Source organism: Providencia sp. PROV114, from assembly GCF_032704305.1.
Lineage (GTDB): Bacteria > Pseudomonadota > Gammaproteobacteria > Enterobacterales > Enterobacteriaceae > Providencia > Providencia rettgeri.
Window position 1 is genome coordinate 159,790 of record NZ_CP120528.1, and the last position, 13,866, is coordinate 173,655.

The 13,866-nt window shown below is 35.8% G+C and carries 15 protein-coding genes; 5 read left to right on the top strand and 10 right to left on the bottom strand.

What is annotated here, in order from left to right; translation table 11 throughout:
* Positions 1–16: 16 nt before the first annotated feature.
* A complete protein-coding gene (locus P3L37_RS00705) occupies positions 17–1,843 on the bottom strand; it encodes an FUSC family protein (protein WP_222960157.1) in 1,827 nt (608 codons plus the stop codon).
* Between the two features lie 108 nt (positions 1,844–1,951).
* Between P3L37_RS00705 and P3L37_RS00710 the strand changes: the two genes are divergently transcribed.
* Entirely contained in the window at positions 1,952–2,419 is a 468-nt protein-coding gene (locus P3L37_RS00710) for a MarR family winged helix-turn-helix transcriptional regulator (RefSeq protein WP_110731507.1), read from the top strand.
* 62 nt (positions 2,420–2,481) lie between these two features.
* Here P3L37_RS00710 and P3L37_RS00715 read toward each other — a convergent pair whose 3' ends face one another.
* The 9 genes from P3L37_RS00715 to P3L37_RS00755 form a co-directional block, all read right to left on the bottom strand.
* Complete coding sequence (locus P3L37_RS00715; RefSeq protein WP_162617353.1) at positions 2,482–2,832, bottom strand: YbaY family lipoprotein; 351 nt, start codon at positions 2,830–2,832, stop codon at positions 2,482–2,484.
* A 131-nt stretch (positions 2,833–2,963) separates the two neighbouring features.
* On the bottom strand, positions 2,964–3,383 hold the full coding sequence (locus P3L37_RS00720; protein ID WP_110732258.1) for a transcriptional regulator: 420 nt from the start codon (positions 3,381–3,383) through the stop codon (positions 2,964–2,966).
* Between the two features lie 318 nt (positions 3,384–3,701).
* Positions 3,702–4,160 (bottom strand): hypothetical protein, encoded by a 459-nt coding sequence (locus P3L37_RS00725; protein ID WP_110731505.1) that lies wholly within the window; start codon positions 4,158–4,160, stop codon positions 3,702–3,704.
* Positions 4,138–4,800, bottom strand: coding sequence for a hypothetical protein (locus P3L37_RS00730; RefSeq protein WP_162617352.1), 663 nt, complete (start codon positions 4,798–4,800; stop codon positions 4,138–4,140). Before P3L37_RS00730 ends, P3L37_RS00725 begins: the two co-directional genes overlap by 23 nt.
* Positions 4,772–5,329, bottom strand: coding sequence for a hypothetical protein (locus P3L37_RS00735; protein WP_110731503.1), 558 nt, complete (start codon positions 5,327–5,329; stop codon positions 4,772–4,774). Before P3L37_RS00735 ends, P3L37_RS00730 begins: the two co-directional genes overlap by 29 nt.
* Positions 5,313–6,062: a type III secretion system inner membrane ring lipoprotein SctJ gene (gene sctJ, locus P3L37_RS00740; protein WP_110731502.1), complete on the bottom strand. Its 750-nt coding sequence runs from the start codon at positions 6,060–6,062 to the stop codon at positions 5,313–5,315. The genes P3L37_RS00735 and sctJ overlap by 17 nt, the downstream gene beginning before the upstream one ends.
* A 3-nt stretch (positions 6,063–6,065) precedes the next feature.
* A complete protein-coding gene (gene sctI / locus P3L37_RS00745; protein ID WP_110731501.1) occupies positions 6,066–6,362 on the bottom strand; it encodes a type III secretion system inner rod subunit SctI in 297 nt (98 codons plus the stop codon).
* Positions 6,363–6,417: 55 nt separating this feature from the next.
* Positions 6,418–6,726 carry an EscF/YscF/HrpA family type III secretion system needle major subunit gene (locus tag P3L37_RS00750; RefSeq protein ID WP_110731500.1) on the bottom strand — a complete coding sequence of 103 codons (309 nt, stop codon included), beginning with the start codon at positions 6,724–6,726 and terminating at the stop codon, positions 6,418–6,420.
* A gap of 50 nt (positions 6,727–6,776) precedes the next feature.
* On the bottom strand, positions 6,777–7,985 hold the full coding sequence (locus P3L37_RS00755; protein WP_110731499.1) for a PrgH/EprH family type III secretion apparatus protein: 1,209 nt from the start codon (positions 7,983–7,985) through the stop codon (positions 6,777–6,779).
* A gap of 228 nt (positions 7,986–8,213) precedes the next feature.
* On the opposite strand from P3L37_RS00755, the gene P3L37_RS00760 reads away from it, so the two are divergent.
* Genes P3L37_RS00760 through P3L37_RS00775 form a run of 4 tightly spaced genes read left to right on the top strand, consistent with a single transcriptional unit; the run spans position 8,214 to position 13,864 of the window.
* Positions 8,214–8,993: a helix-turn-helix domain-containing protein gene (locus P3L37_RS00760; RefSeq protein WP_110731498.1), complete on the top strand. Its 780-nt coding sequence runs from the start codon at positions 8,214–8,216 to the stop codon at positions 8,991–8,993.
* Complete coding sequence (gene sctC / locus P3L37_RS00765) at positions 8,983–10,686, top strand: type III secretion system outer membrane ring subunit SctC (RefSeq protein WP_004266191.1); 1,704 nt, start codon at positions 8,983–8,985, stop codon at positions 10,684–10,686. Before P3L37_RS00760 ends, sctC begins: the two co-directional genes overlap by 11 nt.
* The gene (gene sctW / locus P3L37_RS00770; protein ID WP_004266190.1) at positions 10,677–11,777 is read left to right on the top strand and encodes a type III secretion system gatekeeper subunit SctW; all 1,101 of its coding nucleotides are present in this window, start codon (positions 10,677–10,679) and stop codon (positions 11,775–11,777) included. The genes sctC and sctW overlap by 10 nt, the downstream gene beginning before the upstream one ends.
* Positions 11,778–11,797: 20 nt before the next feature.
* Positions 11,798–13,864, top strand: coding sequence for an EscV/YscV/HrcV family type III secretion system export apparatus protein (locus tag P3L37_RS00775; RefSeq protein WP_004266189.1), 2,067 nt, complete (start codon positions 11,798–11,800; stop codon positions 13,862–13,864).
* Positions 13,865–13,866 lie beyond the last annotated feature (2 nt).

Genomic DNA, 13,866 nt, shown 5'->3' on the forward strand with positions numbered 1-13,866 from the left:
CAGATTATTTCTTGCCTTATTTTTGGCAATATTCCTTTTTCATATAGAGTTTCACATATTTCTCGAGTTGCTCAAGCTCTTCGTTATCACTTTCGTTACGTTGTAAATGCCGAAATAGTGTGGAAATTTTCTTCAAATCAAACCGGTTTTGTTGAATACGTTTTTCAAGTGCAATAAGGGCTCTTTTCTTTGATGCATGATGTGCAAATTGCTTTTGTAAAATAAGTAGGTACAGCCAAATGCTTTGCCGAGTGATAAAAAAATCGAATATAGGTGAGGGCGAGAAATTTGCTTTTTTTGCTAGTAATAATCCACTAAATAAGCGGTGGATAAACTGAGTTGTAGATGGTTTATGGCTTTGGATTAGAGCTGTAATTCCCTGTTTAAATTGCTGTTCTGAAAGATAAATTAATTGCTGGTAACGTTTTTTAGGGCTGGTGGGATAAATCCATGCGAAAGCGGCCATTGCAACTAATGGGCCTGAAACTATCGCAATGGCATTACCTATGCTTTGAGGGAATGAAAGCGCAAAAGGATAAGACGGTTGCAGTAAAATCAACGAAACCATGATGTAATCAAAAGCGATTAAAATTAAGCGATTATGAGAAAAAATCACAATGCCGCTAATAATCACAGGAATGATGAGAAAGGTCATTTGCCAAGATGAAGAAGTAAAGGGCCATAAACACCACATACAGATTAACGCAGCAATAGCACCAAAAAATTGCCCTGTGAAAATATTTTTCATGAATCTTGCGGGGTGATCAAGGGAAGCGAATAGAGCCAACATCACGGAAAGGCCGAGAATGAGGTAAGCCAACATTTGCCATTGTGTCCAGAACCATAAAACACCGACGGCGCCTATTGTAACAAAAGAACGAGTGAAAGATTGCCATGCGGAAATTTTATCTTGGTGGAGTTTTAATTTGTCAGTTTTATTTATCTTCTTGATTGATTTACCTAAAGTAGCATAGTAAAACGGGACTAAAAGCATTTTAAGTACACCATTGGGGCATAATGATAAAATATATTTCCACTCTTTGTCAGCGGGCTCTTGCGCAGGAAAATAAAAGGGAGCGATAGATTGATATTTATCTAAATGCAATAATATCTGGCTTTGAAACATGAGCTTTTGACGTGCTTTAGCAACTTGTTTACGGTGGTAATGCCAGCCGATGCGATTCGTTTCTAGAATTTCCTCATAACTTGTCATCACTTGCCAGAGTTGGTCAATTTCCTGTGACTTAATTGGTTTTTTTTTCTCAAGTGTGCGATGCAAAATTTGATAAAATAGTGTATCAACCTGGTTTTTAAGTGTAATAACGGGTTCTTGTTCACGTTTTGGTGTAAATAAAAAATTGAAAACTACTGCGGAAAGAACGCCAACAAGGATAGTCCATAGCCGATCCCAAGCGACCATAAACAGGTTATCTGTCATGTGGACACTTAGCATGCTGACCATGACTGCTGAATAACCCGCTAAAAAGGTACCATAGGCCACAAAGCCTTTTTGCAGTTGACCAATACCGCTACATGCTCCTAACCATAATGCCAGCCCTACGATAAATAATAGCGGGCTGATAATGTGTAGTTGAATTAATATTACGCCAACTAGCACGCCAATGACTGTTCCCGCGAAACGCCACCAACTTTTTTCCAGTAAGTTTTCGCGCCAAGGTTGTGCAGAGGCCCAGACGGTCATGGCTGCCCACTGTGGGTGAACAAGCTGCAAATATTGAGCAATAAATAGAGCAGCAATTGAGGCACAAGCCGTAATCACCGCAAAACGAAAGCGTATAGGATTAAACCCTAAACGGTGCAAAAAAGTGATGTTTTGTAGCATTGAGTATGAGTAAATTTGGCGTGTTAAATGGTTTATTAGTTGATAATATCAACTAAAGTCACAGTAATTATTAACTAATTAGTTGATAAAATCAACTAAAGAGGCATTATGCGTACAGAGCAAGCCAGAGTGTTTGGGGTGATAAGCCGAGCTGCTCATCATTATATGAAGTGGATGGGGGAGCCTTATGGTATCAATGCCATTGAGTGTTTGATGATTTTGCATATTGATCAGTATGATGAGTCAACCCTAGAGCAGATTACAAAAGCCATGGTTGTGGATAAATCAGTAACGACTCGAGGAGTGAGCAAATTTTTAGCTAAGGGGTGGGTTGCTAAAACGAATAGTTTAGTTGATAAACGGGTTTATCATGTTTCGTTGACATCACGCGGCAAAACGATTGTGAATGAGTTAAATTACAAACTAAATAAGTGGAATGATTATTTAGCAGCGGACTTGCCAGAACAAGAGGCTGAACAGCTATTTAGCGCACTAGAAAGTTTGGCAAAACGAGCCATTGAAAGCTCGGTGGCAGATTTTCCGCGTTTATTAGAAGAACTCAATGAGTGCCGGTAAATATAATTCCCCATTAAGAGGGGATAGAATATTTTTAATTGGTCTTGATGAAATGAGTGTTGCTATTGCTGAATGGCAGCCACCGGAAGTAGTACTATTTCAGATAAGTTCTCAGGTATTGGGCTCAATTTATTACTCATCATGATTAATTCACCATCTTTTTCAATTCTTGCACTCATTCCTAAGGTATATCGTTTGGATTGAAATTCTTCAGGAAGAGCGACGGTAAATGCGATACTACGTCCTGCACTTTGTGATTTGAAACTGTAATCAAGATTAGACTTTGCATTGTTTTCATTCTGTAGTATTGACGTCAACGACAGTGTGATTGTGGCATTTTCAGGAATATCGTAAGAATGTGAATAAATATTACCATTGATATGATAAGTGGGAGTTTGAGTAAAATAACTCATTAAATTATTACTACAAGCGGATAGCATGAAAGTTATAAAAAATATGAATATTGAAAAAATGTGTTTTTTTGAAAAGTTGGGGTTAATATTTAACATTAAATGTTCTCTTTGGCGAAATCTAATTATAGTGATTAACGAATAAAAATCTTCTGAAAAAAATATCGCATATAGGTGTAAATACTTTTCTTGGCATCGTATTTAGAAAGCATCGGCATTTCTGATTTTTCCCCTGTGTATAAAATACCAATGCGAGGTAAAGTCATAATTAAATTTTCATCTAGATCAATTTTTTTAAAGGATTGTCGCAATTGCCTGACTAGCTTGTAATAGCTACTTTCAGTCACGATAGTGCCTCTTTTTTCCCAAATCTCGTACATAATTTCTCTTTTACTATTTGTTTTTATTAGTAATAATTTAAGAAGGCATGATTCATTTTCTGAAAGGTTAACGACTTTTTTTTCACGCGAAAGTGTTCGCTTGAGTGGGTCATATACTACATGCCCAGACAAGAGTATCATTGATTCTTTTTCACTATAGTCAATGTTATCCATAAAATTATCTATTGTTGATAAATCGGTCATAATCTATACCTATACTAACTGTTGATGAAATGTATTCCAATATAAAAAAACGAGGCTAGTCAGAATATTTAGAAAATAAAATCGTTTTTTGATATTGGGTTCATGTGTTTTGATGGGGAGAATTTAAACTATATTTATAGGTTGTATATATCAATTTTTATTTGTATTTTTTATATTTATTTGTTTTTGTCAAATAAATAGGCTTAGCATATTAAAAAAACATACCAAACCTATAAATATTAGTCGATGGGAAATAAGTAAATGATAAGGGGGTAGAGAAATTTAATGTTAGATTAGTAGTTCGTCTTCCTCATTATCGTTACCCTCTAAATTAATGTTAGTCATATTATGACGAAGTTGGTTGCTAAGAGGAGCACTCATCAAACTGATAGCCATATAATGGCTGAGCGAGCGATTAAATTTTTTATTTAATGAAACTAGCTCAGGGTCACTTGATGATTGTAATATTTGACTAACACCGGTAATAAAGTTTTGTTTTTCATCTCTACCCAATGTAATCATTGTCTTAAATACGTGAGAAAAAAATACTTTTCTATCTTCTTTTGACTTAAGTTCATCAATAAACTTGTTAATTTTATTTTTTTCTTTAGGGGAAAAATCTATTTTTTTACTATCCATATTTTTCTTCTGCCATAATGAAGTCATTTTATTTTGAATGTTTTCAGTGTGAATTTGAGATCCGCTATGTTGAGGACTGATAGCCTTAGCTTGTAAATTGACCAGCATCTTTGTGTTCTTCCTGTATTGAATTTATTGTGGTTATTAAGTTTTGATAGGTCTTTTTATGCATTTTTAAAATTTGGCATTGTGTTGGAACAGAAAATACATGAGGAAAAATATTTTTAGAGGCGGTAATAGGGGAAAAATAGGTAATTTTATTATCAACCTCTAAGGCGATTGTATTATCAGCAGCGGTTGACAATTTCATATCAGAGCCGCTTTGGGCAATACGAGTTTGCATTTTTGCTGGTAGATATAATGTGGTATTTGTCACTTTTGCATATTGCTTTTCAAAATAAACAGCAACCATCTCTTGTAGCTCATTATTACCAAAAATGTCATTCAATATTTTCATCAGCTGTTCTTTGCTTTGACTGGTATTTTCTTGGTACTGAATTTCACTGGTTTCTAATACGTGAATAAAGTCAGTTAATAGTTGTTTAATGCCGTCGTAATAACCTTGCTGATAAGCACTTTGATAGATAGTTTCTTGCTGTTGTTTCGCTTGTTGGTAATACTCACTTGCCTTTTTTTGAGCTTGTTGAGTCATAGTTTTGTGGTATCTATCGGCACTTAATGCTTGATATTTGATCAAGACTTTTTCAGACATTGTCTGTTTAACATTCTGGGGTATTTTCTCTGACATAACGGCATGTCTCTTCAATAGTATTCCAAGGTAGCATCGTTTTTACTGATGACGGTATAAGTTGCTGAGTTTCAAGACTAAACATATATTTAGCTCGAAGGGCGTAAGCGGTGCCAAAGGGGGCTAAACACATCAATAATTGTTGTGCCCCAAGGGCAGTTAATACCTGTGGTGAAGTTGTAGGTTGATTTTCTGATTGCCAAAGTGGGCGGCTCAAGCGTGTATGTAAGACACGATATTTGGAAAGTTCAACCCACCAAGGAAGCGGTTCAGCATGTAACAAAATCCCTAAACCTAACGCTACCTCTGGTAATAAAGCCCAATGTTCAGATAATACTTTGGGTAACAAGGGCGTTTTCTCGTTAGGTAAAGGCAATGCGTATTGCTGAATCAATTGCTGGTTATGTTTACGTTGCAGTATAGGAGGAAAGTCTTTATATCCAACCCCATTAAATTCACTATGAAAATAACATCCCGGAGCGAGGAAAATATTTCCTTGTGTAATGAGTAGATTATTCAGCACTGTCATCAACAGGTTTCCCTATCAGATTAGTTACTGATTTTTTGTTACTTAGCTGGCGCCACAGTAACAGTAAAATAGTCAAAAGAATGATCATTGCAGCAATAATTGAGCCGATTATGACTGGGTTAAATGTATGTTCAGGCTCAGACTTAACTTGATATTGCAACGGCGGGCGATTGACGACCACGACTGAGACATTATCGTAATTTGCTTCAGCAAAACTGTTCGTTAGAAACAGTTTGATCTTATGCATCATCATTTGAGAATCTTCACTCCCAGAATAGGTCACCAAGCTGGAAACATTTTGCATTTGCTTAGTCGGATTATTGCCATTTAATGGATAACTAACATGCACACGTGCGTTAATAATATCAGGGATGGTAAGTAGCGATTGCTCAAGGCGCTGTTCAATTAAAGAAAGCAAGCGGGTACGTTCTGCCTGTGGTGAGGCCACTAAAGAGTCACCAGGAAATGCTTGGATAATTTCCACTGGTTCTTTTGAGGGCAGGTTATATTGGCGCAGTAAATCTACCGCAATAACAAAGTCACTTGGTTGAACACGAATGGAATCTCCGTTTTTATTATCTTGTTTACGCGTAGCCTCAACACCATGCTCTTGGAGTATGGCTAATACTTCGTTACTTTGTCTTTGGCTTAAATGACTGAGTAATAATTGGTTATCACACCCCATTAATAAGCCAATAAAACTAATTAAGATAAATTTTTTTAAAATATTCATGGCTTATTGAGCTTTTAAAACGGTATCAATCGCAGAAACACTTTTATGTGTTAGTGTGCTAATCATATTCATAGCAAGGCTGTATTTACCGACACGATTTTGAAATTGCAGTAATTGAACTGGGTTACTTGGGTCAATGGTATTGACACTATTCATTAATGCAGTTCTTTCTTGGTTCGTCGATGCGCTGTATTCAGCAAAAAACTCTTTAACTTTATCGGCAATGGGGATTGATGACGGTATCTCTGAGGCTATCTCTGTGGAATTTATCATCGATAAATTTGAAGTAATAGGCGACATAATGTATTTCCTAAGTGAAGGTAGAGCATCATCGTGAATGATGCTCTATTGAATATTAAACGTTACGAATAAGAGCTTGGTCAGTATCTTTAATGGATTTCATAAAGTTACTTTGTAATTGACGCGCCATATTATAATTACCACTCATGGCGGTGATTTTCGCCAATACCAGTGGGTTATCGACTTCTAAACTGGCATCGGCAAGAATTGAATTTAACTCATCGCCGAATTGTTTTGCTTTATCGCTAATACTGGCCGATGTACGATAGATCATACCCATATTATCTTTGCCAGTACCTGAAGTTTCTAGTTCGGATGTTCCCCATCGATTAGTTGTAGCATCTAAACCTGGAATTACTGCCATTTTTTGTTTCCTCTTTATTTGAAAAACAATATTAATTAACGGGTTGTTAATTAAAAACTGATTGAATTAAAAAACCAATGGTTATTGCCTAATAAAATATAGCCGTTAGCATTGGTGACAAATGATTTACCTACAAGCTCATTATTGGCAAGGGAGATTGAGAATTGAATATGATTATCTCCCCATTGCTTATAAAATGAATTTATGAAGTTAATTAAAGAAGCAGTTTGATTGTCATTTAAACTGTCTTTTATGATAAAAATAACTTTATTTTCTTTAGTTATTTTACGCCATTGAACATTGCTTTCTGTTAATCCCAACTCTGCTTTTTGTAATAATTCACCAAAGCTGATTTTTTTTATTTCACTTTTTATATAGCAACTAAAATAGCTAGAAAGTAACTTATCAATATTTTTTTCTTTATTAATTAAATTGTTGTTATCTATAGTCACGATTATTGGGTTGCATGGATTGGTAAGCTCTACTTTTAATGTGTCTGGTACTGTTTCAATAAGTTTATTTTCAATTTCTTGCTCAAGCTTATTTACTATTTTAATTGAGAATTTTTCATTGTATTTAGCTTTAACCAGGTGCTGCATACTCCAATCAGAGTCACGCTGTGTTTTTACTAGGATAAGGCTTTCATTACTAGTACCTTGGGTTACGATAATAGGATACTGACTACCTTGAAGTATTTGTTCTAATGCTTTTACTTTTTTCTCGGTGCTTTGTGCTGGAATATATTGAAATATAGTGTAAACAACAAATATTGAAAATAGAGTCAAGAAAAAGACCAACATAGTTTGTTTATTAAAAAGGCTTGATTTTTGCTTAGCTGGTTTTTTTACTTTAGTTTTAACGATAGGTAATGGATTTTCAGCCTCTGAAGTCTGTAAGGTTTCAGGTATTTGAGGGCGTTGCCACTCAGTATCCTGCATTTTGATCACAATAGGAAAAATATCTGCTAAAAGCAGCTGCTGAAAAACAATAGGGATCTCGGTACTTAATCCATTATCATTTAGTTGAATGGCTAGACCACTTTCAGAGTGTTGACTTGCAGTAATAATTGAAAATTCGCAGGCAGTGCCATCGCTTGGAATGGAGTAGGTTGTGAAACCATCATCATTGATGTCAGTTTTATAATCTAAGCCGTTATCAATGATAATCAGATTGTTATCTGCATTAACCATTAATTCTTGGCCGGTCATTGGGCCGCTAGCAATTTTTACTATACATGTGCGGCTATTTGTATCACTCATAAAGATAATCTCATGGAATTAAATTCATTTTATTATGGATTGGCTGGTTCTCGTTATTGGTGGCAAGTAAATCAAGAAATGTTTTTATTGTCAGTTGAATTGATCTTATTCATTCACACCTTTAGCTTGTAATAGAAAGTATGAGTGATTCCTGAGTATTCCCTTGAGGCTTTTTTCCTTATCGCTCACTCTGTGTACACAACATTACGTGGATAAGGCCTATATATAATGTCAAATAAAGATATTGCAACATTATTAGAAAGTAGAGGCTGTGATTTTTCATTACAAGACAAATTGGTCTTGGCTATACCGAAAAGAGTCACAACGCCTTTTATTTATAAATCTATATATTCAAATTTAAATATTTTGATAGAACGTCAGGCTATATTTATTTGCCAAGAAAATGAATGGAATGCACTAGATAAGTCAAATTGGAAGTTATACTCAATGGATTTATCAGAATTAGTCGAAATTTTAGCAGTTATTGATACCGCAATGGGGCAAGCATTTCTTGCGAAAAAGAAAAAGCTGGAAGCTGATGAAAATAACAATAATGAATATATCGAATTAATTGAAGACTTTTCATTAATGGTATCAATAAAAAATGTAGTGATTGATTTAATTATTAGAAATCATCCTGTATTTGATAGCTGGTGTGAAATACTCAGGCGGTACGAAGCCTATGGAATGATGCGATTTATTCTCTCTTCAGCTCAAGAGAATAAAAACGCCAATATTAATCAGTTATGTGCACATTATGGTATATCAGCTTCTTATTTTAGACAGCTTTATCGAGAAAACTTTAATAAAACGGCAAAGCGGAAAATTATGAGTGTTCGTATGGCTAATGCAATTCTACAGCTAATTGAAAGTGATGATTCAATATTAGATGTAGGGCTTGAAGCGGGTTATTGTTCAGCATCTCATTTTACTAATGATATTAAAAAAGAGTTAGGCCTAACACCATCAGAAATTAGGCATATTGGAGCAACATTATATGAGCAGTAAAAAAAATCGAGTGTTAGGCTTAACACTGTTTTTACTGAGTATGAGTTTCTATTCGGCCCAAGCTGAAATTATTGTGGCAGAACCAGTTACACAGTCAAAAAACCACGATACCTTTGTCGCAAATAATATTGCAGTAGGTAAGGTATTCGATGCCGTTGCTGAACGTTTAAATAAGCCAATTATTCTCAGCAAATTAGCAGCTCAAAAAAAAGTGACTGGTAATTTTAATTTAGCTAATGCAGATGAAATGTTCAAAGCACTAACTCGGCGAATTGCATTAGTGTGGTATGACGATGGTGCGAGTATTTATATTTATGATAATAGTGAAATGCGTAGCGCAATTATTCCAACAAATAATGTCAGTAGTAACCAGTTGCTTAATTATATTCAACGAAATGGAATTTATGACTCGCGGTTTCCTGTACGTTCACAAGAAGGTGAACGGTTATTATTTGTTTCGGGTCCGCCACTGTATATTGAACTAATTAAAGCCGCATCTTTATATCTTGCAGAACAGATTAGGAAAGAGGAGTTATCTAGCGGTGAAGTGGCTATTATTCCATTAAAACACGCATCGGTAACGGATAGAAGTTATTCATTACGTGGCCAAAATATTACGATCCCTGGTTTATTAACAGTCATTAATTCTTTGTTTAAACAGGGAGCTTCACCAGATGAAATATTACATATTCAACCACCACCAACACCGATTAATCCAACAGGAGATTCGATAGACGAATTAATGGATACACCAATTGGTGACTCACCATCTTCAGGGAATAAGCCGATGATGGTAACAAAAAAACCGTCTAACAGCGCTTTTTCTTTGGTAGCACACCCTGATAGCAATAGCTTGATCGTTAAAGGTAGCCAAGAGCAAATTCGTTATGTTCGCCAATTAGTTAATACATTAGATATGCGCCGCCGGCAGGTAGAGTTATCTTTGTGGATTATAGATATTACTCGCTCAGAGCTCGATAATCTTGGCGTGAACTGGGAAATTGGTACTTTTAGTACAGGTACTGGATCGATCTCATTTAACCGAAGCACGCTATCAAACAGCCAACAATTTTTATTGCAGATTGATGCATTAAGTAAAACGGGTAACGGGCACATTGTTTCTCGCCCCGTGTTATTAACCCAAGAAAACATTCCTGCTTTATTTGATAACAACACCAGTTTTTACGCCAAATTACAAGGGGAGCGTATTGCGACTCTTGAGCAGGTCACATATGGGACCATGGTGAGTGTAATGCCGCGTATTTCCGTGGGTAATAACGTAGAAATGGAAGTCAATATTGAAGATGGTGCTGAAAACCGCGATAGCACAGGGAAAACCTCCAGTGTAGAAGGGTTACCTGCCGTTAACAGAACCAGTATTAACACAGTTGCGCGTATTGCAAAAGACAGTAGTTTGCTTATCGGTGGCTATACACGTGAGCAATATGTTGAAAATGAAAGCAAAATTCCTTTTTTAGGCGATCTTCCTTATGTGGGAGGGTTATTTAGTCATTCATCGACTAATCAACAGAAGATGGTTCGTTTATTTTTAATCCAGCCGCGTTTATTGGATGAAAATGAAGGATGGGATGGGCGACAATTTTCTGAAAAGACGCGGATCACCACCCATGATAGCCAGTTGCACGGTACGGTCCAATTTCTTCAACAATACATGAGTGAGTCATGGCAATAACACCACTGAGTTTTAATAACCGTTTTTCAGTTAATACTCAAAACAAAAGTCGTGCACCTGTGAGTAGCAGTAGTGATGACTCCGATGAAGTAGCACGTGGTGCTGGTGTCATTGATAGCTCTAGTGAATATGCATCGATGTCGATGTTAGCGGCAAGCCATGTACGCCGAGGAAGTTCTAAGAAGGGCAGCGAAGAAGAATGGATGCAATTTGCCGAACGCATTTTGGATAAAGATGCAGATGACAAAGTATTGCATATAGAAGGCCTGCTTAATAAGCAACTGATGACACCAAAGCAATTACGGGCATTTTTATTGCAGTTTTTTACTGATCCTAGTGATTTACTAATGGTACTTGCTGCATTAATTAATCGTAAAAAATTAAAAAAAGAACAAATTGAAAATATTGAAGCTTTAGAACAATTATTGCAAGCAGAAGATACTAAGCGTCATACACAAGCAGGAATTAACGTTGCATTAATCGCAAAAGCATTTGCTGAAAAATTACATTTTAGCGCTGGGAATTTACGTTCGGTGTACCGTGAGTTTATCACTTATGACGGGCCTGTTGTTTATTTATATGAACAATGGGTTGAGGAAATGGAAATTCAAGAGCGCGAAAATATGATGCGTTATCTTGGGCGAGCACTAGCTTGTGATTTGCAAGCGTTACCATTAGGTGACTTAAATATTAGTGAGTTTGGAAGTTTTTTTAATCGTGTTGGTCGGTTACGAGAACTGCAATCTTTAGATTATGTATTCTGCCAGCAATTCTTTCAATCTGGTTTTTTTCGGCTCAATGAAAAATCAAACAAATCAAAAATTGAAAAAGAGCTCAGTCAATTATTTACCCGTGGCATTCGTAGTCAGGTTGATTTTGAAACAGTGGTTATCGATTTTATTTCTGAAAAACTGAAAGCCATGACTTCGGATATGTGTGGCAGGTTTTTACAACTATTATTACTGGCTTTTGCAGTTATTCCTATCACTGTCTTTCAGTCAACGGAAGCAAGAGACCAACTTATTGAAAAATTAAAAGAACTCATGGACCAAATTATGGTGCAAGAGAGAATATTACACCGAAAGCCATAGTGCGATAGGAAAATTATCCCATGAAAAGTATCACCGGATTTTTATTACAAATCCGTAATCGTCCAGAATTGATGGTATTAGTTATCATGGTAATGGTTATTGCGATGTTGATCATTCCATTGCCAACTATATTAGTCGATTTATTAATTGGCTTAAACATTATGATATCTGTACTCATTTTTATGAGCTCTTTTTATATAACTCGGGTATTAAACTTTCAATCATTTCCTTCTATTTTATTAATAAGTACATTATTTCGATTAGCTTTATCAATTAGTACCAGCCGCTTAATTTTACTAGAAGCAGATGCTGGGGATATTATTGCTACTTTTGGTGAATTTGTTATTCAAGACAATTTAGTGGTTGGAATGGTGGTATTTGCCATTGTCACCATTGTACAGTTCATTGTTATTACGAAAGGTTCTGAACGTATTGCTGAAGTGGCAGCCCGTTTCTCTCTCGATGCAATGCCAGGTAAACAAATGAGTATTGATGCGGATTTACGGGCTGGTGTGATTGATGAGGCGACAGTTAAAGAGAAGCGTGGCGACCTTGAAAAAGAGAGCCAATTGTTTGGTTCTTTCGATGGTGCGATGAAATTCATTAAAGGGGATGCGATCGCGGGCATTATCATCATTTTTGTTAACTTAATTGGAGGGATATCTGTTGGTACAGCTCAGCAGGGCATGGATGTTTCAACTGCACTAAATACTTTTTCCTTATTAACTATCGGTGATGGTTTAGTCGCTCAAATCCCTGCACTACTCATTTCTATCAGTGCTGGTTTTATTGTGACTCGAGTAGGTGGTAATGATAAGAACTTAGGTGAAAATATTGTTTCAGAGTTATTTGCAAATGACTTTACGATATTAATTACGGCATTTATTGTACTCTCTATGGGTTTTTTGCCTGGTTTTCCAACTATGATATTTTTACTATTATCCGGGGTTCTTATTGGGTTATTTACTTTCAGGTATTTAAAAAAACAAAAAAATAAGCAAAAAACAGCGAATAGTGAAGCTGAAATTATTAATTCAGATGTGACGGAAGGTGAAACTCAAAGAGAAAATAGTGATGTTGAAGATGAATATATCCCGGAAACATTACCGATTATCATTTCTGTTAATCAAAAATATAAAAAACATTTAGAAGATAATAAATTTTTATCCAGAATGAAAAAGGATATTTTTATTCGTTATGGGTATAGGATTCCTGATATTGCCGTTAACTATTCACCTATTCTACCTGAAAATAAAATGGTGATACTCATTAATGAAATTAAAGCAGGAGAATATGATATCTATTTCCATGGGTATCGTTTACTGACTATCAATGACGAACCTGAATACCTTGGTATGTCATTGACTAAGTTTACGGATGAATATGGTTCGGTGAGTACTTGGTTTGAACAAAAAGACCTACCCAACATTGAGCAGCTGGGTCTAATGGCTCGAGACGATGTGACAGAAGCCATTGATTGTGTAAGTAGTTTGTTGTTGAGATTTATTAATGAATTTTTCGGTATTCAAGAAACGAAAAACTTACTTGATGATCTTGAAAGAAAATACCCAGAATTACTGAAAGAGTGCTATCGCCATGCCACAGTACAAAAAGTAACCGAAGTTTTTCAACGCTTATTAATGGAAAAAATATCAGTTCGTAATATGAAATTGATTATAGAAACCTTAGTGCAGTGGGTGCCAAAAGAAAAAGATAGCTTAATGTTAGTCGAGCACGTAAGAAGTGCAATGGCACGCTACATTTCATCTCGTTTTTCTGTAGATGGGCGTTTGAATGTTCTCATGATTAACTCAGAGCTAGAAGACACTATACGTCAAGGGATTAGGCAGGCTTCCGGTGGAGTATACTTACATCTTGAGCCAGAAAAAACTAATGAGTTGATACAGGCAGCAGAGTTTGCTTTAGAAAATAGTTATTTATCAGTTAGGGATGTGAACATTTTAGTGCCTGTTGATATTCGTCGTTTTGTCAAAAAAATCTTAGAAGGCCGTTTTCCTGAGTTAGAAGTACTTTCTTTTAATGAAGTTTCTGAAATGGTCAAAGTCAATGTGGTCAAAACCATATAATC

What these genes read in the sequence shown, in the direction of transcription:
- sctJ (WP_110731502.1), bottom strand. Translation starts at nt 6,062, where the DNA reads ATGAATATTTTAAAAAAATTTATCTTAATTAGTTTTATTGGCTTATTA.
- P3L37_RS00730 (WP_162617352.1), bottom strand. Translation starts at nt 4,800, where the DNA reads ATGTCAGAGAAAATACCCCAGAATGTTAAACAGACAATGTCTGAAAAA.
- sctC (WP_004266191.1), top strand. Translation starts at nt 8,983, where the DNA reads ATGAGCAGTAAAAAAAATCGAGTGTTAGGCTTAACACTGTTTTTACTG.
- P3L37_RS00735 (WP_110731503.1), bottom strand. Translation starts at nt 5,329, where the DNA reads ATGACAGTGCTGAATAATCTACTCATTACACAAGGAAATATTTTCCTC.
- P3L37_RS00720 (WP_110732258.1), bottom strand. Translation starts at nt 3,383, where the DNA reads ATGGATAACATTGACTATAGTGAAAAAGAATCAATGATACTCTTGTCT.
- P3L37_RS00750 (WP_110731500.1), bottom strand. Translation starts at nt 6,726, where the DNA reads ATGGCAGTAATTCCAGGTTTAGATGCTACAACTAATCGATGGGGAACA.
- P3L37_RS00715 (WP_162617353.1), bottom strand. Translation starts at nt 2,832, where the DNA reads ATGAGTTATTTTACTCAAACTCCCACTTATCATATCAATGGTAATATT.
- P3L37_RS00775 (WP_004266189.1), top strand. Translation starts at nt 11,798, where the DNA reads ATGAAAAGTATCACCGGATTTTTATTACAAATCCGTAATCGTCCAGAA.
- P3L37_RS00710 (WP_110731507.1), top strand. Translation starts at nt 1,952, where the DNA reads ATGCGTACAGAGCAAGCCAGAGTGTTTGGGGTGATAAGCCGAGCTGCT.
- P3L37_RS00705 (WP_222960157.1), bottom strand. Translation starts at nt 1,843, where the DNA reads ATGCTACAAAACATCACTTTTTTGCACCGTTTAGGGTTTAATCCTATA.
- P3L37_RS00725 (WP_110731505.1), bottom strand. Translation starts at nt 4,160, where the DNA reads ATGCTGGTCAATTTACAAGCTAAGGCTATCAGTCCTCAACATAGCGGA.
- P3L37_RS00760 (WP_110731498.1), top strand. Translation starts at nt 8,214, where the DNA reads ATGTCAAATAAAGATATTGCAACATTATTAGAAAGTAGAGGCTGTGAT.
- sctW (WP_004266190.1), top strand. Translation starts at nt 10,677, where the DNA reads ATGGCAATAACACCACTGAGTTTTAATAACCGTTTTTCAGTTAATACT.
- P3L37_RS00755 (WP_110731499.1), bottom strand. Translation starts at nt 7,985, where the DNA reads ATGAGTGATACAAATAGCCGCACATGTATAGTAAAAATTGCTAGCGGC.
- sctI (WP_110731501.1), bottom strand. Translation starts at nt 6,362, where the DNA reads ATGTCGCCTATTACTTCAAATTTATCGATGATAAATTCCACAGAGATA.